Raw genomic sequence first — 20,028 nt, forward strand, 5'->3', positions numbered from 1 at the left:
GCCAGAGGCGGACGGCGCCCTCGTTGGTCTCCACCACGGCGTTGAACTGGATGGCGTGGTACCCGGCATCGCGTGCCCAGTCGACGACGTGTTCTCCCAGGGCGAGACCGATGCCCTCACCCTGGCGGTCCGGGTCGACCATGAATGACGCCGTGGCGACGTGGGAGCCGCGGCCCGGCCGGTTGGGTCCCATCTTCGCCGAGCCGACGATGACGCCGTCGATGATGGCGACCACCGTGCGGCCCGGTGCCCGTTCGAGCCAGTAGGTCCGCGCCTCGTCGGACGTCTCCTCCGGCGGGAGGGCGTAGGTGCGTCCCTCCTCCGCGATGCGCTTGTAAAAGTGGTGGATGTGCGGCCAGTCGGCCTCGGTCGTCTCACGGATCTCCACGTCAGCCAGCCAGGTCGAAGTCCTGAAGCGTCACGTTCGCGCAGCGCTCGGGGAGAAGGGCCTGCACCTCGGGGAACGAGGTCCATCCGGTCGTCCCACCCATGAGGTCATCCCCGATCCGCACCGATCGACCCCCAGTGTGGATGACGATGTCGGGGCCTTCGCCTTCGACGTCGGTGTCGGATGGCCACAGCAACATCACCTGGTAGCTGTCGGTGGATCCCGGAGGACCTTGTCGCAGACCGACACACGCCTCATTGATCAGCACCAGAGTGCCATCGATGCCAACGCCGATTACTGAGGGCGTGTCATTGAAGGCATTGAAGGGCTTCACCCAACCATGTCCCCGGATGGCCAGGACCGCGGGGCCGGCCTCGACCACGCGAGGCGCCTGCGGTCTGGCGAGCCAGAGACCGATCACCGCACCGACCACGACGCACAGTGCGAGCACGGCGATGGCCCTCTTCATGCCGCCATTCTGCCCCGCGTGGATCAATGGTTAAGGTCCTGTGTTGGTTGGGCGCTAGTAGATTTGGGTTCAGGCCGACCCGGGTCAGGGTGTTGACCGGCTGGCACGCTCAACGAGAAGGAGCGACTCATGGTGGAGATGCCAACCAGATCCGCCGGGACCATGCCACCAGCGCCCGAGGGCAGCTCAGGCGATCTCGCCGACATCGATACGAAACCGCTGGGACGCCGGTCCGCCGAAGAGCGCGCCGCTCGTGGCAAGGCTGCGCGGGCGGGCACCCCACTGGACGCGCACGCCGAGTTCCGTCGAGCCGATGACGTCGACCCCGTCGGTCTGCTCCTCGGCCAGGCCGAGACACGGTTACCGGAGTTGGTGCCGATCCGGCACGGCCGGATGCTGGTCTCTCCGTTCACCTTCTACCGCGGCGCGGCGCTGATCATGGCGGCCGACCTCGCCGGGACGCCGGTCTCCGGGCTCGGCACCCAGCTCTGTGGGGACGCCCACCTGTCCAACTTCGGTGGCTACGCATCTCCGGAGCGCCGGCTCGTCTTCGACATCAACGACTTCGACGAGACCTGTCCGGGGCCGTTCGAGTGGGACGTCAAGCGGTTGGCAGCCAGCTTCGTGGTGGCCGGACGCGACAACGGGTTCACCGCCAAGGAGCGCCGCAAGGCGACAATGGCCGCGGTCGAGAGCTACCGAACCACGATCCGCACCTTCGCCACCCAGCCCATCCTCTCCGTCTGGTACGTCCACCTCGACATCCAGGACACCATCACCCGGCTCGAGGCTGCCTTGACCGATCGGGAACGCAAGGAGCGCAAGACGGCTCTCAAGGGCACCCGCAAGGCGATCGCCAAGGCGCGCACCCGGGACAGCCTGCAAGCGCTCGACAAGCTGACCACCCTCGTCGACGGGCGACGGCGGATCATCAGCAACCCACCGCTGATCACGCGTTTGGACGACATGACCGGCCTGGACACCGACGACGTGCTGCAGAGGCTCACCACCCTCATCGCCGACTACCGCGACACGCTGCCCTCGGACCGGCGCCGCCTGCTCGACCACTACGCGCTCGTCGACATCGCCCGCAAGGTGGTGGGGGTCGGAAGCGTCGGCACCCGCGCCTGGGTCCTGCTCTTCCAGGGTGGCGCCCCAGGGGAAGTACTCCTGCTCCAGGCCAAGGAGGCGCAACGCTCGGTCCTCGCTGACTACGCTCCGGCCGTCAGCTCCCAGGCCCCCGGGGACGGCATGCCCGATCCGGCCCGCGAGGTGCACGAAGGGGAGCGGGTGGTCAGCGGACAGCGGCTCATGCAGGCCAGCAGCGACATCTTCCTCGGTTGGCTGCGCGCCAACCCGGTCGGTGGCGGCAAGGCGGACTACTACCTGCGGCAGCTGCGGGACTGGAAGGTCTCCGCGGAGATCGACCATCTGACCCCGACCAGCATGGGGACCTACGCGCGCCTGTGCGGGTGGACTCTTGCCCGCGCACACGCACGGGCGGGGGACCGGATCGCGATCGCGGCCTACCTCGGCAAGTCGGACCGGTTCGACCAGGCGATCGCTGACTTCGCCGAGGCCTATGCCGACCAGAATGAGCGCGACCACGCAACTCTGCGCGCGGCTGTCGACGCGGGGAGAGTCCAAGCGCAGTCGGGGTTGTGATGCAGCCGGGCGCCGCTGCCGACGAGCGCAGTGACGCTGGAGGTGCTCCTGAGTGAGCAGCAGCAGTTGGACCACCCACGTGGAGGTCTCGAAACCCGGCGGCAGGGGCACCGAGCGAATGAGTGCAAGCCGGCTCAGCGGCATACGGCACCAGGCGAGTCGGCGGAAGGCGGGGCCCCCTCCGGTCAGCGCGACATGGCGACGTTCTCGGCTGCCGACCACCGGTACTCGGCCGCAACTGCGGCAGCCGCGTTGCGGTACAGGGTGGCCGCCACGCTCGGGTGCTCCCTCTGGACTTTCTCCAGTGCGCGAACCGTCAGTGCCAGGATCGTGGCGGGCGTCTGCGCAACCAGCAGGGGTACGCCGGTGGTCGGTTCGAACGCCATCGACGAGACCGCGGTGCCCGCCGCGCGGGAGGTGATCTGATCCTCGACGGCGGCGTCGGAGTCGGTGGCCGACTGCATGCCGATGATCCCCCGGGTGATGAACAGCAAGGCGAAATCGTCCTCGGCGTCTCCCGCAGGGAGCGGGTCACCTTGGTCAAGCTCCAGAGTCACGCCGAGCGCGCCGAGCCGGGACACCTCGTCGGCGGACATCCCGGAACAGAGATCGTTCGCCTCGAGGGGAACCGGTTCGTCGGGATCGGGCAGGCCGGCCTCGTGCAGCAGGGTTGACTCACAGGACTCCACGGCGCGTGATGCACCGGTGAAGGTGTTGACCCCGTCCGTCAGCCTGGCCGGCCAAGGTCCGGACAGGAGCACCGTCACGCCACGCTCGGCGAGGTGGTCGACGGTGGCGTGCAGCAGGCCTTCCACAACGGGGTCGACGTGCTCGACACGGGCGGCGTCGAGGACCAGCCACCGGCAGGTCTCCTCCTCCATGAGCCGGGTCAGGCGCTCTGCCTCCTTGAACGCGATGTGGCCCTGGAGCTCGAAGACGACGATGGCGTCCGCGGCGGCCAGCACGGCCCGTTCCCGTGCCGGTCGGCCGCGGCGGGACCGTACCTGACTGCCGTGGAGGCGGCGGTGAAGCGCGGGCGCCGCATGGGCCCGTGGACGCATGACGTGCAGGCCGAACTGGTGGGACAGGGCTTCGCAGGCGGCCACGCCACGGACGCTGTTCCCCTGGCGGTCCAGACGCGGGCTGAAGGTTCCGATGCCCAGCTCTCCCGGCAGCACGACGGTGATGCCGCCGCCGACCCCGCTCTTGGCCGGCATCCCGGTGCGGAACATCCACTCCCCGGAGAAGTCGTAGAGGCCGCAGGTCAACATGACGGACAACACGTACATGACGACATCCGGCTCGACGACCTGCTGCCCGGTGATCGGGTTACGACCCCTGTTGGCCAGCGTCGCCGCCATGACGGCAAGGTCCCGCGCCGTGACCAGGGTGGCGCACTGCCGGCAGTAGACCTGCAGTGCCTCCTCGACGTCGACCTGTAGGGCTCCCATCGAGCGCATGAGGTAGGCAAGGGCACGGTTGCGGTCGGCGGTCTCCAGCTCCGAGCGAAGCACACCTTCGTCCACCTCCAGCTCGCGCCCGGCGAACGCTGACAGACCGGAGACGATGCGCTCCGATCCTTGCTCGGGGTCCGTGCAGGCCACCAGCGCGGAGGTGACGATGGCACCCGCGTTCACCATCGGGTTCAGCGGCCGACCGGTCCCCTCCTCGAGGGTGACCGCGTTGAACGGGTCCCCGGTGGGTTCCACGCCCACGGCGGACAGCAGCTCCTCCAGGCCTCGGTCCTCGATCGCGAGCGCCATGGCGAACGGCTTGGACACCGACTGGATCGTGAAGGGGTGATCCGCGTCCCCGGCGGCGTAGACGACCCCGTCCAGCGTCGAGATGGCCAGACCGAACACGTTCGGATCGACCCGGGCCAGCTCCGGGATGTACGTGGCAACATCGCCGTCGGTGCGTGCCAATACCTTGGCGTGCAGGCGAGTCAGGACGTCGCTGACCGGACCACCGGACATCAGTACCTCCACAGCCAAACCAGTCGGGAACCAAGCCCCACTGCACGGTCGATGGACCTCAATCAGGCTAACGGAGACGGCTCGCGAGTTACTCTCTAACGATGGAAGGGTCCCGGGTCGATGGGCATCGACGCACGGTGCCGTGGCATCTGGACCCGGAGCTGCGCAGGGACGCCCTGAGCATGGCGCTCTATGTGGCCCTCGGTCTGCTCGGCGCGCTCTCGCTGTTCGACCGGAGCCTCAGCGGTACCGACGTCCGGATCGTCGAGACGATCTGGGGCATCACCGTCGGTCTCGTGCTGGCCCACGTCTTTGCCTTCGTCGTCGCCGCGCACGTCGCCGGCCAGGGGTCACTCCGCCGGCACGACGGTGAGGCAGCCGTGGCACACCTGCTCGGTGGCATCGCCGTCGCGACCGTCGCCACGGTAGCGGCGCTGGTGGTACGCGACGAGGGGGCGTTGCGCGCCGTGCGCCTGGTCCTGGTCGTGTTCATCGGGACGGTCGGCTACCTCGTCCGGCGCAGCAACGGTGCGTCCAGGAAGGGTGCCGTGCTCTTCGGTTTCGTGACCGTGGTGGTCGCTCTGATCATCGCCAACATCAAGATCAACCTTTCGCACTGACCTCGGCCGCATCAGACCCAGCCCACGCCAAACAGGTCGTATGCCGGTGGGCCAGCTCAGCGGCATACGACCCCCTGCTACCTCCCGGGCTCAGCCGGCGGCGAGTTCTGCGGCGAAGAACTCCAAGGCAGTCTTGGTCTTGGTCTGCTGCTCGCCGGAGAGCGAGATTCCCTTGGAGGCCAGGAAGGTGCGTGCCGCCACCGCAGTCCTGATGTCCTCGGCCGGGGTGCTCTTGGTGGAGAGCTCGACCACCCGTGACCCGTCGGGGTAGATCCACAGCTCAACGACGAGGGGGTGCCCGAAGTCCGGCGGCTTCAGCTTCAGCTTCAGCACGAGGATCGGCCCGAGTACCGACAGTTCGTCGATCGTGAGCCCCTCGGGTGCATGGGCCGTGAAGAACGCGCGCTGCTCCTTCGAGAACAGCTTCCGCAGCGGCTGGTCACCGTTGACCGACCGGAGCACGGCGGTCGGGGGGAGGGTGTTCCTCATGGACCCGGAGCAGACGTACCCACCTGGCATCGCGTCGACCTCGATCGAAAAATGAGGTGATCTTCGGACTGACGGCTCCACGTCCGATGGAACCAGTGGCCGCAGCTTGACCGTCGAGTCGCTGTCACGCCCCTGGATGCGCCGGGCGCGGAGGACCACGCCCGCTCCGTTCAGGGACAGGGCAGGGGTGTCCAGGAAGTACACCTGGCGGATCTGTGCCTCCAGCGGGTCGATCGCCAGGGCCTTTGCGGCCGAACGGTACTCACTTGCCGGCACGGTCAGCTTCAGCTCGACGCTATCGGACTGCTGCGTCAGCTCCAGCATGCGCATCAGCTGGTCGGGCAGGAGCAAGGTCGGGGCCGTGGTCATGGAGGCTCCTTTCACAGGCGCCGGCTGCCGCCGCCTGGTCTCCCATTCTCACGCGTGAGCCTCATTCGCGCGACAGGCTTGGCGCCATTCGCTGGGACTGACGCCGAACTGCTGGTTGAACCACCGTGAGAAGGCGCTGGGCGCGGCGAACCCGAGCAGCTGTGAGACGTCGGTCATGGTGTACCCGTCGTTCGCGAGATAGCGCTCGGCCAGCCCGGCCCGCGTCGAGTGCACGATCGAGTTGAAGGACTCGCCCTCGGCGGCGAGGCGGCGATGCAGCGTCCGAGGGTCCAGGTCGAGCCCTCGGGCGACCTTGTCCATGGAGCATTTCCCGAGAGGCAACAGGAACTCCACGAGCTCGGTGGTGCGGTCCTTGGTCGTATGGGCCCGTGGCGAGATGACCGCGTCGAGGAACCGCTGGGCATACGGCCGCATGTGCGGGTCCGACAGCCGGTTGGCGGTAGCCAGGTCGCTGGCATAGAACACGAGGCCGGTGAAGTCGTGCTCGAACTGCAGGCCCGGGCCAAACATCCGGTGATACGTCTGCAGGTCAGCGGGCGCATGGTCATGGAAGCAGATGGCCAAGGGCCGCCAGCGCTCGCCAAGGCACTCACGGATGATGCCGAAAAGGGCGGCAGCCCCGAGCGCCAACGCTTGCCCCGTGGGGGCCGGCTCGCCGAACTCGCACCACAACTGCAAGGTGGCGATCTCGTCCGACTCGTCCAGTCGCATCCTGAGCGCTTCGTTGTAGCTGCGCTCATAGCGCAGCAGCAGCCTCAGTACGCTGCGAAGGTCCGGCTCCTCCCGGAGGACCACACTCAACGGACCGATCGTGGAGAGCCGGCGCCTCTCGGCGAGCCTCACCGCGAAGTCGGCGCGACCGGATGCGGTCGCCGAGGCGTCGAGCAGGCGGGCCGCCGACGCGGCCGAGATCCACTTGTCGGGCACGGCGAGGTCGCCAGGGTCCAGCCCGGCGCGTCGCATCAGCCGGGCCCCGTCGAGATTGAGGGACTTCGCGAGTCCGAGGTACCCGTTGAGCGTCGCGGAGCGGACCAGAGCCAGCTGCGGGGCCACGGCGACACCTGTCTGAAATGGATAAGGAGGTCGTCCACTTCAGTAAAGCACCGCCTGAACCTCCCGCCTACCTTTGTGGTCAGGGAGAGGACGGCCCCTGTCGTCCTTCTCCAGGCGTGGCTGCTGAGGCCATGAATCGCCTCCGTGCCGGCCCAGCCGGCGGGAACGCGGCACGCAACCAGACCGAACCAATGGGCCGAAGATGCCCCATGTCCAACCAGGAGAGAACCAGATGGCGAGAGGTATTCGCTTCTACGAGGCCGGTGGCCCCGAGGTCATGCAGTGGGAGTCACTGCAGGTCGGCGCACCAGGGCCCGGCGAGGTCCGGGTACGGCACGCAGCCGTCGGCCTGAACTTCGCCGACACGTACTTCCGCAGCGGCCTGTACCCGGCAGCACTGCCGGCGGGCATGGGCGTGGAGGGCGCCGGCGTGGTCGAGGCGGTGGGCCCCGGCGTCATGGACTTCGTTGCGGGCGACCGGGTGACCTACACCGGCAGTCCGCTCGGGGCGTACAGCACTGAGCGCGTCATGTCGGCCGACCACCTGATCAAGCTTCCCGAGACGATCCCCTTCGACACCGCGGCAGCCATGACCATGCGCGGCCTCACCTCCGCGTACCTGCTGCGCCGCATCGCCCCGCTCCGTGAGGGCGACACCGTCCTGCTTCACGCCGCCGCCGGCGGCGTGGGCCTCATCTTCACGCAGTGGGCCCGCCTGCTCGGGATCAACGTGATCGGCACGGTGTCCACGGATGCGAAGGCCGAGGTGGCCCGAGCGCACGGGTGCGAGCACACGATCGTCTACACCCGTGAGGACGTCGCGACCCGGGTTCGCGAGCTCACCGATGGCGCCGGCGTCCCCGTCGTGTACGACAGCATTGGCAGGACGACCTACCAGAGCTCGATCGACTCGCTGGCCCGCCGGGGTCTGCTCGTGTGCTTCGGAACCGCATCGGGCCAGATCCCGCCGATCAACGCGATGGAGCTCGCGGTCAAGGGGTCCCTCTTCGTGACCCGCCCGGCGCTCGCTGACTACATCGCCGATCCGGCCGAGCGCACTGCCCTCGCCGGCGAGGTGTTCGGCCACGTCGGAGCGGGCCGCATCCGCGTCGAGATCAACCAGCGCTATGCCCTCGAGGACGCCGTCCGTGCGCACCGCGACCTCGAGGCCGGCCGCAGCGTCGGCTCGTCCGTCTTCGAGCTCGAGTCGGCCGCCTAGGTCGAATCCACTCCCAGTCCCCTCCACCCTCACCAACCAAGGAGAACCCCAGCATGACCCAGACCATTGACCGCAAGGACGCGGTCGACTCGCCGTGTGACCCGAGCCCCTTCGAGGTGCACCGGCTCACCACGTTCATCGGCGCCGAGGTGCGCGGAGTGTGCCTCGCCGACGTCGCAGCGAGCGACGACCTGTTCGCCGAGCTGAAGGACCTCCTGCTGCGGCACAAGGTGCTGTTCTTCCGCGACCAGGACATCAGCCGCGCGGACCACGTCAAGCTCGCCGAGCGGTTCGGCCCGCTCGAGGACCACCCGGCCCTGGGCAGCGACCCCGAGCACCCGGGACTGGTCCGCATCTACAAGGACCTGGACAGCCCTGCCGAGCAGTACGAGAACGCCTATCACTGCGACGCAACCTGGCGCGAGGCGCCCCCGATGGGTTCGGTGCTGCGCTGCGTCGAGGGCCCGGCCGTCGGCGGCGACACGATCTGGGTCGACATGGTGCAGGCGTACAAGCGCCTGCCCGAGCAGATCAAGACCCAGATCGCCGACCTGCGCGCCCGGCACAGCATCGAGTCGACCTTCGGGGCCAAGCTCCCGATCGAGAGGCGCCACGCGCTCCGCGCGCAGTACCCGGACGCCGAGCACCCGGTGGTCGCCACCCACCCCGAGACCGGCGAGAAGGTCCTGTTCGTCAACGCCTTCACGACCCACTTCACCAACTTCCACACCGCCGCCAACGTCCGTTACGGCCACGACTACAGCCCCGGCGGCAGCGAGCTGCTCAACTACCTGATCCGCCAGGCGTCCATCCCGGAGTACCAGGTGCGCTGGCGCTGGACGAGGAACAGCTTCGCGATCTGGGACAACCGCTGCACCCAGCACTACGCCGTCCAGGACTACTTCCCCGACGTCCGCAAGATGGAGCGCGCCGGGATCATCGGCCAGCCGACCGTCTGACACATCTCGAACCCCTCGACACACCAACCAATCTCTGAACGAAGGAAAGACCCATGCACTTCCACGACGACGCCCTGTTCCCCGAGGTCCAGGAGAAGCTGGTCATCACCGTCGCGCCGTACGGCCCCGAGTGGGAGCCGGACGACTTCCGCGAGGACCTTCCGCTGACCATGGACGAGCACGTCCAGGCCGCGGTCGACTGCTACAACGCCGGCGCCACCGTGCTGCACATCCACGTCCGCGAGCTCGACGGCAAGGGCTCCAAGCGGCTCTCGATGTTCAACGAGCTGCTCGGCCGCCTCCGCGAGGCCGTGCCGGACATGATCCTGCAGGTCGGCGGTTCCATCTCCTTCGCCCCCGAGGGCGACGGCAAGGACGCCAAGTGGCTCAGCGACGACGCCCGGCACATGCTGGCCGAGCTCGACCCCGCGCCCGACCAGGTGACCATCGCCATCAACACCAACCAGATGAACATCGTCGAGCTGATGACCGACGAGGACATGGCGGGCACCTCCTTCGAGCGCGCCGAGGTCTACGAGGCCTACCGCGAGATGTTCGTGCCGGCCGGCCCGGAGTGGGTCGTGGAGCACCTCAAGCGCCTGCGCGCCAACGGGATCCAGCCGCACTTCCAGCTCGCCAACGTCCCCCAGCTCGAGACCGTGGAGCGGCTCGTCCGCAACGGCCACTACATGGGCCCGCTCAACCTCACCTGGGTCGCCATCGGCGGCGGCTTCGACGGCCCGAACCCGTACAACATGATGAACTTCATCAGCCGGGTTCCGGACGGCGCCTGCCTGACCCTGGAGACCCTGATGCGCAGCGTGCTGCCCGTCAACACGATGGCCACCGCCATGGGTCTGCACAGCCGGGTCGGCAACGAGGACACCATCTGGTCCAAGCCCGGCCAGAAGATCACCTCCGTGCAGCAGGTCGAGCAGGTCGTCCGCATCGCCAAGGAGCTCGGTCGCGAGGTCGCCACCGGCAAGGAGGCGCACGACATCTACCGGATCGGCGAGACCTACAACAGCGTCGACGAGACCATCGCCCGCCTGGGCTACGCGCCGAACCGCCAGCCGGGCCAGCTCGGCTTCACCTTCCACGCCTGACGCCTCCCGGCGACGCGTGTCCCACCCACTCGTGGGGCGCGGGGTGATCCCCCCGCGCCCCACGTCTGCCGCGGCCAACGAGGTCCGCGGTCCGCAACATCACCTTCTGGAGAAACATGTCTACCACCACCACGGCCGCGCCGCCGAAGCTGCGGCCGTCCGCCCCGGCGGCGATCACGCGGTCGCGAGTCTTCCCGCTCGCCGTCTTCATCCTCACCTTCGGGTTGCTCCTGTCCGACTACATGTCGCGCCAGGTGCTCTCGGCGGTCTTCCCCTTCCTCAAGCTCGAATGGTCGTTGACCGACACCCAGCTGGGCTCGCTGACCAGCATCGTGGCCCTGACCGTCGGCCTGCTCGCGGTGCCGCTGTCGCTGCTCGGTGACCGCTGGGGCCGCTCCAAGGCCATCATCCTCATGGGGGCCCTCTGGAGCGTCGCCACCGTCGGCTGCGCCATCGCGGCCAACTACGAGCAGATGATGCTCGCCCGCTTCTTCATCGGTCTCGGTGAGGCGGCCTACGGCAGTGTCGGCCTCGCGGTCGTCCTGATGGTCTTCTCCCCGGCGCGGCGTGCGTCGCTCACCGGTGCGTTCATGGCCGGCGGGTCCTTCGGCTCCGTCCTCGGCGTCTTCCTCGGCGGGATCCTCGCGGTCCAGCTCGGCTGGCGCTGGTCGTTCGGCGTCATGGCGATCCTTGGCCTCGTGCTCGTCGCCCTCTACGGCCTCTTCGTCAACGACCGCAAGCTCGCCCGCAACCAGCACCCCGGCAACATCCCAGCCGAGCCCGTAGCGGCCACGCCGCGGCGCGCGAAGCTGCGCAGTCTGGTCTCCACCCCGGCCGTCATCTGCGCGTACGTGGGCAGCGGCCTCCAGCTGTTCGTCGCCGGCGCGCTCTTCGCCTGGATGCCCAGCTACCTCGGCCGCGCTTACGATCTTGCGCCGAACAAGGCCGCCATCGGTGCTGCCGGGTTCATCCTGCTCATGGGTGCCGGCATGATCATCTGCGGCATGGTCACGGACCGGCTCACGCGGCACCTGCCGATCCGGAAGTGGACGACCGCGCTGGTCTATGCCTCGCTGTCGCTCGTGCTGCTGCCCCTGGGGTTCGCCCAAGGCCCCGGCACGCTGCAGCTCGTCCTCATCGGGGCCGGCGCGTTCTTCGCGGCGGGCACCGCTGGTCCGGCGGGCGCGATGGTCGCGAATCTGACCCCGGCCTCGATCCGCTCCACGGCCTTCGGGACGTTGACCCTGGCCAACAACCTGCTCGGTCTGGCCGCCGGCCCCTTGGTCGTCGGGATCCTCGCCGACAAGATCGGCCTGGTCGACGCGATGAAGATCGTCCCCTTCATCTCCGTCCTGGTCATCGTGGCACTGTTCATCGGACGCCGCGCCTACCCCAGCAGCATCCGCCGAGCCGGCGACATCGCGTCGGCCTGAACCACCACACAAGGAGACCCGGCATGATGCCTCGGGAACCACACACCACCACGGTCATCGTGCCGGGTCTCCGCGGGCCCGTCGAGGACCACTGGCAGACGCGACTCGCAGCCAAACTGCCCAACTCGGTCGTCGTGCCCTCGTTCACCCGCGACAAGCGCGACCTGGCCGGCCGGGTAGCCGATCTCCATCAGGTCATCTCGGACGCCAACACTCCCGTCACCATCGTCGCCCACAGTGCCGGTGTGCTCATCACGGTGCACTGGGCCGTGCGACACGACCTGCCGGTCCATGGCGCGCTGCTGGCCACACCTCCCGACCTGGCCAGACCCCTCGGGCCGCAGTACCCGTCGCTCGCCGAGCTGCAGGACAGCGGATGGCTCCCCATCCCGTTGGCACCGCTCAGCTTTCCCAGCATCGTGGCGGCCAGCACGAACGACGAGCTCGGCGACTTCGAGCGCGTCCGGGCCATGGCCCACGCATGGGGCAGCCACCTCATCGACATCGGACCCGTCGGCCACCTCAACCCCCTGTCCGGGTACGGCGAGTGGCTCGGAGCCGAGGCCCTCCTCGGGATCCTCAACGGAAGCGTGCCGGCACCTCACCACACCGATCACGGGCTCGTGAGCCCTGCTTCCGAGCACGCCGCCAACCTCACGGCACCTCCCGCCTCCAACGGATAGGCGGGGCGGTCTTCCAATCCCCTTGCCTGGGGCGAGTCTCCGCCGTCGGGCGTGCCGTTGTCGCGTGTCCTGAATCGCACAGGGACCTGTCCACATCGGTAAAGCGTCGATGAGCGGGAAGACCTACCTTCGTTTTAGAACAGCCGCTCACCCCCTGAAGCGGCCGGCCGCCCAGGTGCGAGCCACGGTGGACGCGATTGCCGCGCCTCCTGCTCGCCCGACCGTGCCTCAATCCCTGTCAGCCATTATCCAAGGACCTCCGCATGCTCAATCTCTCCGTACTCCTCGAGGACACGGCCCGCCGCCACCCCGACCGCGACGCGGTCGTGCTTGGCGACGTCCGCCTCGACTACAAGAGCCTGAACGCCCTCGCCAACCAGGTCGCGAACCTGCTCGTCAGCCGCGGCATACGGCCCGGTGACAAGGTGGCACTCTCGTGCCCCAACCTGCCGCAGTTCCCCGCCATCTACTACGGGATCCTCAAGACCGGTGCCGTGGTGGTGCCGCTGAACGTGCTCCTCAAGGGCCGTGAGGTCGCCTACCATCTCGAGGACTCGGACGCGAAAGCGTACGTCTGCTTCGAGGGCACCCCCGAGCTCCCGATGGGTTCGGAGGGCTGGGCCGGTTTCAACCAGGCTGAGTGCGAGACCTTCTTCCTCGTCACCGCGACCCCCGGGGCCGACTCGGCCATCGACGGTGCGGAGACGCTGGGAGCGGCGCTCGCCGACCAGCCTTCGACGTTCGAGACCGTCGTGACGGAGGCGACGGACACCGCGGTGATTCTCTACACCAGCGGCACGACCGGTCAGCCGAAGGGCGCCGAGCTGTCGCATTCCAACCTGCTGCTCAACGCCCTCACCTGCAATCGGCAGTTCGGCGTCGCCGACCAGGAGGTGCACCTGATCACCCTGCCGCTGTTCCACTCCTTCGGTTCAACGGTGCAGATGAACGCCGGTTTCGCCGTCGGTGCAACGCTGGTCCTGCTGCCGAGGTTTGACGCCGAGAAGGCAGTTGCATTGCTGCAGCGGGAGAAGGTCACCTTCTTCGCCGGCGTGCCGACGATGTACTGGGCACTGCTCAGCGCCCTTACCGACGAGGTCGACGTCGACCTGATCGCGTCGAACCTGCGCATCGCCGTCTCCGGTGGCGCCAGCCTGCCGGTGGAGATCATCAGGCAGTTCAAGGACCGCTTCCACGTGCAGATTCTCGAGGGCTACGGCCTCTCGGAGACGTCGCCGCTCGCAACCTTCGCTGACCGTAGCTGCGCGCCGCGACCCGGCTCGATCGGCGTGCCGATCTGGGGTGTCGAGTGCCGGCTCGTGGACGATGACTGGAACATCGTCGAGGGCACGGACACGATCGGGGAGATCGCGATCCGCGGCCACAACGTCATGAAGGGCTACTACAACCGCCCCGAGGCGACAGCCGAGGTCCTGCGTGACGGCTGGTTCCGCACTGGTGACCTCGCCCGCCGTGACGCGGACGGCTTCTATTACATCGTCGACCGCGCGAAGGACATGATCATCCGCGGCGGTTTCAACGTGTACCCCCGCGAGATCGAGGAGGTGCTGATGACGCACCCCGAGGTCTCTCTCGCAGCCGTCGTCGGTGTCCCCCACGACTCGCACGGCGAGGAGGTCAAGGCGTTCGTCATCCGCGAGCCCTGGGCCGAGGTGTCCGTGCAGGAGCTGCTGTCCTGGGGCAAGGACCAGATGGCCGCCTACAAGTACCCGCGCATCGTCGAGTTCGTCAGCGCGCTGCCCATGACCTCGACCGGCAAGATCCTCAAGCGCGAGCTGGCGGTGGACTGATCCCATGACGACGACCGTCAGCGAGGAGGTGGAGGTCCTCGAGCGACCCCGGCCCACCTGGCTCAACGCCGCGCAGGGTTTCGCGGTTCTTGCCCTCGGACTCGCTGCCGCCTTCCTCGGTCACCGGCTCGTCCCGCAGGTCGGTGTCCTCACCTGGTCGATCGGTCTGGGCGTGGCCGCTGCCAACCTCGGGGTCCTTCCCCGGACGGGAACGCGACAGCTCGGCCAGGTGACCAAGAAGCTCCTACGTGTGGGCATCGTCCTTCTCGGCTTCTCGGTCTCCTTCGCGTCGATCACCGCGCTCGGTCTGCCCGTGATCGCCGTCGTGGCGGTGAGCCTGGTCGCAACGCTCGTCTTCACGACCTGGCTTGGGCGGCGCATGGGGCTGAGCTCGGCGAGGAGCCTGCTTGTCGGCACCGGTACCGCGATCTGCGGGGCCTCGGCGATCGCCGCGATGGAGGATACCGCTCGCGCCGACGAGGAGGACGTGACCGCCGCGATTGCGATGGTGACGCTGTTCGGGACGTTGGCGCTCGTCCTCCTTCCCCTGCTCCAGGGGCCGCTCGGGCTCACCGATGCCCAGTTCGGCACCTGGGCGGGAGCCAGCGTCCACGAAGTCGGCCAGGTCGTAGCTGCCGCCAGCCCTGCGGGGGCGGCCGTCGTGGCTATCGCCATCGTCGTCAAGCTCGCCCGCGTCGTGATGCTGGCTCCGGTCGTTGCCGTCGTCAGCCTGGTGCAGCGCATCACCCGGCCGGCATCAGCCAACGAGGCTGGTCGGACGCCTCTGGTCCCCCTCTTCGTGCTTGGCTTCCTCGCCTGCGTGGCGCTCAGGAGCACTGGTCTGGTGCCGGAGGCCGTGCTCGGCGGAATCGCCAACGTCCAGGTTGCGGCACTCGGTGCCGCCCTGTTCGGGATGGGCTGCAGCGTCAAGGTCGCATCGCTCCTTCGCCGGAGCGGGGCCGTCATGGTCGTGTCAACTCTGGGAACGCTCTTCATCGGTGCCGTCTCCCTGGCCGGGATCCTTCTTGTCACCGGCCGCTGAATCTCAAGGTAGGAAGCACATGGACAAAGTTGTCTTGTCGGTAGCCGACCCGGTGGCCGACGCGGAGAGCGGTGCGTCTCTGGCCGTCGGCGGAGCCCTCGCCACGGCTTTGGCGCGGACCCCCGACCTCATTCACAGGAGCGGCTCGCTCGCCGCCGAGGTCGCGGCGGCCGTGGCCGGCCGGTCGACGATTGAACCGGAGAGGGGAGACCGAAGGTTCACCGACCCCGCGTGGTCCTCACACCCGGTCTACCGCAGGATCAGGCAGGCCTACCTGGCGGTCGAGCGGGCGATCGGCGCGGCGGTCGAGGACGCCGACATCGACTGGCCCACCCGGGAGCGGGCGCGGTTCGCAGCGGGCATCCTGGCCACTGGCCTGTCCCCGACGAACACGCTCGTCGGCAACCCCACCGCGCTCAAGCAAGCCTTCGACACCGCGGGGATGAGCCTGGTCCGTGGCGGGCGCAACCTGTTGTCCGACCTCAAGCACAACGGGGGTATGCCGCGACAGGTGGACTCCACGCCGTTCGTCGTCGGCGAAAGCGTTGGTGGCACACCTGGCCAGGTCGTCTTTCGCAACGAGGTCCTGGAGATCATCCAGTACACGCCTACCACCTCGACGGTGCATCGCGTGCCCCTCCTGGTTGTCTGGTCGGTCATCAACCGGCACTACATCCTCGATCTCGCCCAGGACCGCAGCTTCGTCGACTATGCCCTCAGCCAGGGCCTGCAGGTCTTCGTCACCAGCTGGCGCAACCCGGGGCCCGAGCACGGGGACTGGAACCTGGACACCTACGCCAAGGCGCTGCTCGACGCCACCGACGCGATTTGCGAGATCAGCGGCAGCAACCAGATCGGCACGGTCGGTCTGTGCGCGGGCGGCCAGCTCCTCGCCGCGGTGATGGCGCACCTGACCGAGATCGGCGACGACCGGATCGCATACGCCGGCTTCGGCGTCAGCCAGCTCGACATGACGGTGCCGAACGTCGCAGGTCTTGCGCTTCACCCTGCACTCCACAGAGCCGCCCGCGTGGCAACCGAAGCGGCTGGCGTCGTCGACGGGCGCGCGATCGCGGCCTTCTTCTCGTGGCTGCGACCCAACGAGCTCGTCTGGAACCAATGGGTCAACAACTATCTCCTGGGACAGGAGGCCCCGCAGCACGACATCCTCGCGTGGAACAACGACACCACTCGCATATCGGGCGCACTGCAGCGCGACCTCTTGGACATCGCGATGAACAACCTGCTGGCCACGCCCGACGGTCTGACCGTCCTGGGCACGCCGGTCGACTTGGGCGCGGTAACCGCAGACACGTACGTCGTGGGCGCCGAGACCGACCATCTCGTCCCTTGGCAGGGCGCGTACCGCACGACCCAGCTGTTCGGCGGTGACTCCACCTTCATCCTCTCGGGAGGCGGGCACATCCAGCACCTGGTCAACCCTCCTGGCAACCCGAAGGCGCGTTTCCGGACCGGACCGGTCGCCGGATGCGACGCAGGTCGATGGCTCGCGGGATCCTCCGAGCAGCAAGGCACCTGGTGGTCGCACTGGGCCACCTGGACCAAGGCCAGGTCGGGCGACGAGCGCCCGACTCCGAAGCGGCTCGGCAGCCGACGCCACCGGCCGATCGACCTGGCACCAGGTCGCTACGTGAGAGAGCAATGAGCACCGACACGACCCACGTCATCGAGCGGCTCAGCACCCGGGTGCAGCTTCGTGGAGAGGGTGCGCCACTGCTGCTGATCGGCGGGCTGTGGAGCCAGCTCCCCATGTGGGACGACGTCTTGCCGTACCTTCACGGGTTCCGGACCATCGCATTCGACCCGCCGGGAATCGGCGGCACCGACCTGCCACAGTGCCCGTACTCGGTACGGGGGCTGGCCCGCTTCGCGACGCGGGTCCTGGACCAGGTCGGCGTCCAGCGTGCTCACGTGATGGGGGTGAGCCTCGGTGGTGCCGTCGCGCAGCAGCTCGCCCGGTCCTTCCCCGATCGCGTCGATCGGCTCGTCCTGGCCTCCACCGGGCCGGGCGCGCTGAGCGTGCCCGGCAAGCCCGGCGTCCTGATGCGGTTCGCGAGACCGCAGGGATACGCCGATCTGCACGAGCTCGAGCAGGACGCCGGTCACATCTTCGGTGGCCGGCTACGCGAACAACCCGACCTCGTCCGTAGCTGGCCCCTGCGGCCCCCTGCCGACCTCAGGGCTTGGGTGTACCGGCTCGCAGGAACAGCCGCGTGGTCCAGCCTGCCGTGGCTGCACCAGCTGCGGCAGCCAACACTCGTAATCCACGGCGACGACGACCCCATCGTTCCAGTCATGAACGCCCGTCTGGTCGCCCGCTTGATCCCCGACTCCCGTCTCCGGGTCGTCAGCGGTGCCGGACACCTCATGGTCCTCGACAGCACCACCGACGTCCTGCCGACGATCACCGCCTTCCTCAACCACCCCAACGATTCAACGTCACGTCCCCAACCGCGAGCCTGACCCGCGCACCAACCCACCGATATCCAAGGACCCAGCATGAAACCGAACCCCGACTTCGACCTGTTCCAGGTCTCTGAGGACCACGAGGCCCTCCGCGAGGCAGTCCGCGCGGTCGCCGAGGACAAGATCGCCCCCTACGCCGCCGATGTGGACCAGACCGCGTCGTTCCCGCAGGCGGCATACGATGCACTCGTTGCCTCGGACTTCCACGCCCCGCACGTTCCCGAGGAGTACGACGGGGTGGGCGCCGACGCCGTCGCCTGCGCCATCGTGGTCGAGGAAGTCGCCCGCGTGTGCGCCTCGTCGTCCCTGATCCCCGGAGCCAACAAGCTCGGCAGCACGCCCCTGATCCTCGCCGGCTCCGAGGAGCTCAAGCACCGGTACCTCACGCCCCTCGCCAAGGGTGAGACGACATTCTCGTACGCCCTGTCGGAACGCGAGGCAGGCAGCGACACCGCGTCGATGCGGACGCGGGCCACCGCGGACGGTGACAGCTGGGTCCTCAACGGACAGAAGTCCTGGATCACCAACGCCGGCGTCTCGGAGTACTACACCGTCCTCGCGGTCACCGATCCCGATGGACGCCGCGGGGCCAACGTCAGCGCGTTCGTGGTCGAGAAGTCCGACGAGGGCTTCACGTTCGGGGCGAAGGAACGCAAGCTCGGCATCAAGGGTTCCCCCACCCGCGAGCTCTACTTCGACAACGTGCGCATCCCGGGCGACCGCATCATCGGCGAGCCCGGCGAGGGCCTGAAGGTTGCCCTGCGCACTCTCGACCACACCCGCGTCACGGTCGGCGCCCAAGCCGTCGGCATCGCCCAGGGCGCTCTCGACTATGCGCTTGGCTACGTCCAGGAGCGAAGCCAGTTCGGCAAGCGGATCGCAGAGTTCCAGGGGCTGCAGTTCATGCTCGCGGACATGGGGATGAAGCTCGAGGCGGCCCGACAGCTCGTGTACGTGGCAGCGGCCAAGTCCGAGCGCCACGACTCCGATCTGTCCTACTTCAGTGCGGCCGCCAAGTGCTACGCCTCGGACGTCGCCATGGAGGTCACCACTGACGCCGTCCAGCTCCTCGGCGGATCTGGCTTCACCCAGGACTTCCCAGTCGAGCGCATGATGCGCGACGCCAAGATCACCCAGATCTACGAGGGCACCAACCAGATCCAGCGCGTCGTCATGGCGCGGCACCTGCTTGCCGGACGGTAGGCGTCGCCCGCCCCCCACCGCCTGACCGAGTTCAAGCCGAACAGGAGGACCGACATGGTCATCTGTCACTGCAAAGCCGTCACCGATCGGTGTGTCGACCATGCCCTCAGGGAGGGCGCCCGGACCCTGGCGCAGGTCTGCCGGAACACGGGCGCCGGCCAGGATTGCGGTGTCTGCGTGCTCTCAGTGAAGCGCGAGATGCAGGCCAACACCCTATCGGTGGGTGTCTCGGGCTCGGCCTGAGTGCTCGGTGTCGAGGGCCCTTGAGCGCTGGTTCGTCGTCCCGCGATCCCGCTTGGCACGGGACACGACGAACACATCGTCGTGTCTTCGCACCGGTCGAGGGCCAAGAGCCCTACATTGCAGAAATGGCAGACATCATTCTGGGCCTGTTCGCGATCCTCGCCGGAGGCGTCATGCTCTTCGCCGGGCAGTTCGTGCTCCGGATCGTGCTTCCGATCTGGGGGTTCTTCGCTGGGTTCGCCTTCGGGGCCGGGCTGTTCGCGGAGCTGGCGGATGAGCGGTTCCTCGGCACGTTGCTCGGCTGGGTCACGGGGTTGGTCTTCGCCCTGATCTTCGCCGTGTTCTCCTATCTCTACTACGCGGTGGCAGTGATCCTCGCCATGGCCGCATTCGGCTTCGCGATCGGTTCTGGCCTCATCGTCGCGCTCGGGATCGACTGGAACTGGATAGCCGTTCTCGTCGGCCTGGTGTTCGGCGCCGTTCTTGGCCTGGTGTCCGTCGTCGGCAACTTGCCGATGATCGTGCTTGCCGTCGTGAGCTCCCTGGCCGGAGCGGTCAGTGTGGTCGCCGGTCTCATGCTATTGCTGGGCTCGTTGGACTCCGAGGACTTCACGGAGGGCACGTTCATCGACGCGGTCCAGGCCAGTTGGGGCTGGTACCTGCTGCTGCTCGCCCTGGCGCTCGTCGGCATCGTCGCCCAAACCCGCCAAAGGATGACCATGCGCCGCACCGTCCGCGATGCGTGGTACGCCGAGAGCTCGGTGCCGACCTGACCCCGGGTCCCCGGCGACT

General features: G+C 68.1%; 19 protein-coding genes. 14 read left to right on the forward strand and 5 right to left on the reverse strand.

What is annotated here, in order from left to right:
• Together VJN29_RS18960 and VJN29_RS18965 are read right to left on the reverse strand one after the other, a co-directional pair.
• On the reverse strand, nucleotides 1–388 hold a 388-nt coding region (locus VJN29_RS18960), incomplete at its 3' end, for a GNAT family N-acetyltransferase (protein WP_324145200.1).
• Between the two features lies 1 nt (nucleotide 389).
• Complete coding sequence (locus VJN29_RS18965) at nucleotides 390–857, reverse strand: hypothetical protein (RefSeq protein ID WP_324145201.1); 468 nt, start codon at nucleotides 855–857, stop codon at nucleotides 390–392.
• A 129-nt stretch (nucleotides 858–986) separates the two neighbouring features.
• Here VJN29_RS18965 and VJN29_RS18970 point away from each other — a divergent pair, with 129 nt between their 5' ends.
• On the forward strand, nucleotides 987–2,522 hold the full coding sequence (locus tag VJN29_RS18970) for a DUF2252 domain-containing protein (protein WP_324145202.1): 1,536 nt from the start codon (nucleotides 987–989) through the stop codon (nucleotides 2,520–2,522).
• Between the two features lie 185 nt (nucleotides 2,523–2,707).
• Here VJN29_RS18970 and glsA read toward each other — a convergent pair whose 3' ends face one another.
• A complete protein-coding gene (gene glsA / locus VJN29_RS18975; RefSeq protein ID WP_324145203.1) occupies nucleotides 2,708–4,498 on the reverse strand; it encodes a glutaminase A in 1,791 nt (596 codons plus the stop codon).
• A 101-nt stretch (nucleotides 4,499–4,599) separates the two neighbouring features.
• On the opposite strand from glsA, the gene VJN29_RS18980 reads away from it, so the two are divergent.
• Nucleotides 4,600–5,118, forward strand: a complete 519-nt coding sequence (locus VJN29_RS18980; protein WP_324145204.1) for a hypothetical protein — start codon at nucleotides 4,600–4,602, stop codon at nucleotides 5,116–5,118.
• 90 nt (nucleotides 5,119–5,208) lie between these two features.
• On the opposite strand, the gene VJN29_RS18985 is transcribed toward VJN29_RS18980, so the two are convergent.
• Together VJN29_RS18985 and VJN29_RS18990 are read right to left on the reverse strand one after the other, a co-directional pair.
• Nucleotides 5,209–5,976 (reverse strand): hypothetical protein, encoded by a 768-nt coding sequence (locus VJN29_RS18985; protein WP_324145205.1) that lies wholly within the window; start codon nucleotides 5,974–5,976, stop codon nucleotides 5,209–5,211.
• 48 nt (nucleotides 5,977–6,024) lie between these two features.
• On the reverse strand, nucleotides 6,025–7,050 hold the full coding sequence (locus VJN29_RS18990) for an AraC family transcriptional regulator (RefSeq protein WP_324145206.1): 1,026 nt from the start codon (nucleotides 7,048–7,050) through the stop codon (nucleotides 6,025–6,027).
• A 232-nt stretch (nucleotides 7,051–7,282) separates the two neighbouring features.
• On the opposite strand from VJN29_RS18990, the gene VJN29_RS18995 reads away from it, so the two are divergent.
• From VJN29_RS18995 to VJN29_RS19045, 12 genes are all read left to right on the forward strand, one after another.
• Nucleotides 7,283–8,269: a quinone oxidoreductase gene (locus tag VJN29_RS18995; protein ID WP_324145207.1), complete on the forward strand. Its 987-nt coding sequence runs from the start codon at nucleotides 7,283–7,285 to the stop codon at nucleotides 8,267–8,269.
• A 53-nt stretch (nucleotides 8,270–8,322) separates the two neighbouring features.
• Entirely contained in the window at nucleotides 8,323–9,228 is a 906-nt protein-coding gene (locus tag VJN29_RS19000) for a TauD/TfdA dioxygenase family protein (RefSeq protein WP_324145208.1), read from the forward strand.
• A 53-nt stretch (nucleotides 9,229–9,281) separates the two neighbouring features.
• Nucleotides 9,282–10,334, forward strand: a complete 1,053-nt coding sequence (locus VJN29_RS19005; protein WP_324145209.1) for a 3-keto-5-aminohexanoate cleavage protein — start codon at nucleotides 9,282–9,284, stop codon at nucleotides 10,332–10,334.
• A gap of 116 nt (nucleotides 10,335–10,450) precedes the next feature.
• Complete coding sequence (locus VJN29_RS19010) at nucleotides 10,451–11,767, forward strand: MFS transporter (protein WP_324145210.1); 1,317 nt, start codon at nucleotides 10,451–10,453, stop codon at nucleotides 11,765–11,767.
• A 23-nt stretch (nucleotides 11,768–11,790) separates the two neighbouring features.
• Nucleotides 11,791–12,450: an RBBP9/YdeN family alpha/beta hydrolase gene (locus VJN29_RS19015; protein WP_324145211.1), complete on the forward strand. Its 660-nt coding sequence runs from the start codon at nucleotides 11,791–11,793 to the stop codon at nucleotides 12,448–12,450.
• Between the two features lie 263 nt (nucleotides 12,451–12,713).
• Nucleotides 12,714–14,261: a long-chain fatty acid--CoA ligase gene (locus VJN29_RS19020; protein ID WP_324145212.1), complete on the forward strand. Its 1,548-nt coding sequence runs from the start codon at nucleotides 12,714–12,716 to the stop codon at nucleotides 14,259–14,261.
• 4 nt (nucleotides 14,262–14,265) lie between these two features.
• Entirely contained in the window at nucleotides 14,266–15,303 is a 1,038-nt protein-coding gene (locus VJN29_RS19025; protein WP_324145213.1) for a YeiH family protein, read from the forward strand.
• A gap of 19 nt (nucleotides 15,304–15,322) precedes the next feature.
• Nucleotides 15,323–16,969 carry a PHA/PHB synthase family protein gene (locus tag VJN29_RS19030; protein WP_324145214.1) on the forward strand — a complete coding sequence of 549 codons (1,647 nt, stop codon included), beginning with the start codon at nucleotides 15,323–15,325 and terminating at the stop codon, nucleotides 16,967–16,969.
• On the forward strand, nucleotides 16,966–17,787 hold the full coding sequence (locus VJN29_RS19035) for an alpha/beta fold hydrolase (protein ID WP_324145215.1): 822 nt from the start codon (nucleotides 16,966–16,968) through the stop codon (nucleotides 17,785–17,787). Before VJN29_RS19030 ends, VJN29_RS19035 begins: the two co-directional genes overlap by 4 nt.
• 36 nt (nucleotides 17,788–17,823) lie before the next feature.
• Nucleotides 17,824–18,993, forward strand: coding sequence for an acyl-CoA dehydrogenase family protein (locus tag VJN29_RS19040; protein ID WP_324145216.1), 1,170 nt, complete (start codon nucleotides 17,824–17,826; stop codon nucleotides 18,991–18,993).
• Between the two features lie 54 nt (nucleotides 18,994–19,047).
• Complete coding sequence (locus tag VJN29_RS20400) at nucleotides 19,048–19,236, forward strand: (2Fe-2S)-binding protein (protein WP_414654426.1); 189 nt, start codon at nucleotides 19,048–19,050, stop codon at nucleotides 19,234–19,236.
• Nucleotides 19,237–19,361: 125 nt separating this feature from the next.
• Nucleotides 19,362–20,009 (forward strand): DUF4203 domain-containing protein, encoded by a 648-nt coding sequence (locus VJN29_RS19045; protein WP_324145217.1) that lies wholly within the window; start codon nucleotides 19,362–19,364, stop codon nucleotides 20,007–20,009.
• Nucleotides 20,010–20,028: the final 19 nt, after the last annotated feature.

This window comes from Intrasporangium sp. (assembly GCF_035280925.1).
Classification (GTDB): domain Bacteria; phylum Actinomycetota; class Actinomycetes; order Actinomycetales; family Dermatophilaceae; genus Intrasporangium.

Coding starts and splice junctions, on each gene's coding strand:
- VJN29_RS18965 (WP_324145201.1), bottom strand. CDS start 857: ATGAAGAGGGCCATCGCCGTGCTCGCACTGTGCGTCGTGGTCGGTGCG.
- VJN29_RS18970 (WP_324145202.1), top strand. CDS start 987: ATGGTGGAGATGCCAACCAGATCCGCCGGGACCATGCCACCAGCGCCC.
- glsA (WP_324145203.1), bottom strand. CDS start 4,498: ATGTCCGGTGGTCCGGTCAGCGACGTCCTGACTCGCCTGCACGCCAAG.
- VJN29_RS18980 (WP_324145204.1), top strand. CDS start 4,600: ATGGAAGGGTCCCGGGTCGATGGGCATCGACGCACGGTGCCGTGGCAT.
- VJN29_RS18985 (WP_324145205.1), bottom strand. CDS start 5,976: ATGACCACGGCCCCGACCTTGCTCCTGCCCGACCAGCTGATGCGCATG.
- VJN29_RS18995 (WP_324145207.1), top strand. CDS start 7,283: ATGGCGAGAGGTATTCGCTTCTACGAGGCCGGTGGCCCCGAGGTCATG.
- VJN29_RS19000 (WP_324145208.1), top strand. CDS start 8,323: ATGACCCAGACCATTGACCGCAAGGACGCGGTCGACTCGCCGTGTGAC.
- VJN29_RS19005 (WP_324145209.1), top strand. CDS start 9,282: ATGCACTTCCACGACGACGCCCTGTTCCCCGAGGTCCAGGAGAAGCTG.
- VJN29_RS19010 (WP_324145210.1), top strand. CDS start 10,451: ATGTCTACCACCACCACGGCCGCGCCGCCGAAGCTGCGGCCGTCCGCC.
- VJN29_RS19015 (WP_324145211.1), top strand. CDS start 11,791: ATGATGCCTCGGGAACCACACACCACCACGGTCATCGTGCCGGGTCTC.
- VJN29_RS19020 (WP_324145212.1), top strand. CDS start 12,714: ATGCTCAATCTCTCCGTACTCCTCGAGGACACGGCCCGCCGCCACCCC.
- VJN29_RS19025 (WP_324145213.1), top strand. CDS start 14,266: ATGACGACGACCGTCAGCGAGGAGGTGGAGGTCCTCGAGCGACCCCGG.
- VJN29_RS19030 (WP_324145214.1), top strand. CDS start 15,323: ATGGACAAAGTTGTCTTGTCGGTAGCCGACCCGGTGGCCGACGCGGAG.
- VJN29_RS19035 (WP_324145215.1), top strand. CDS start 16,966: ATGAGCACCGACACGACCCACGTCATCGAGCGGCTCAGCACCCGGGTG.
- VJN29_RS19040 (WP_324145216.1), top strand. CDS start 17,824: ATGAAACCGAACCCCGACTTCGACCTGTTCCAGGTCTCTGAGGACCAC.
- VJN29_RS20400 (WP_414654426.1), top strand. CDS start 19,048: ATGGTCATCTGTCACTGCAAAGCCGTCACCGATCGGTGTGTCGACCAT.
- VJN29_RS19045 (WP_324145217.1), top strand. CDS start 19,362: ATGGCAGACATCATTCTGGGCCTGTTCGCGATCCTCGCCGGAGGCGTC.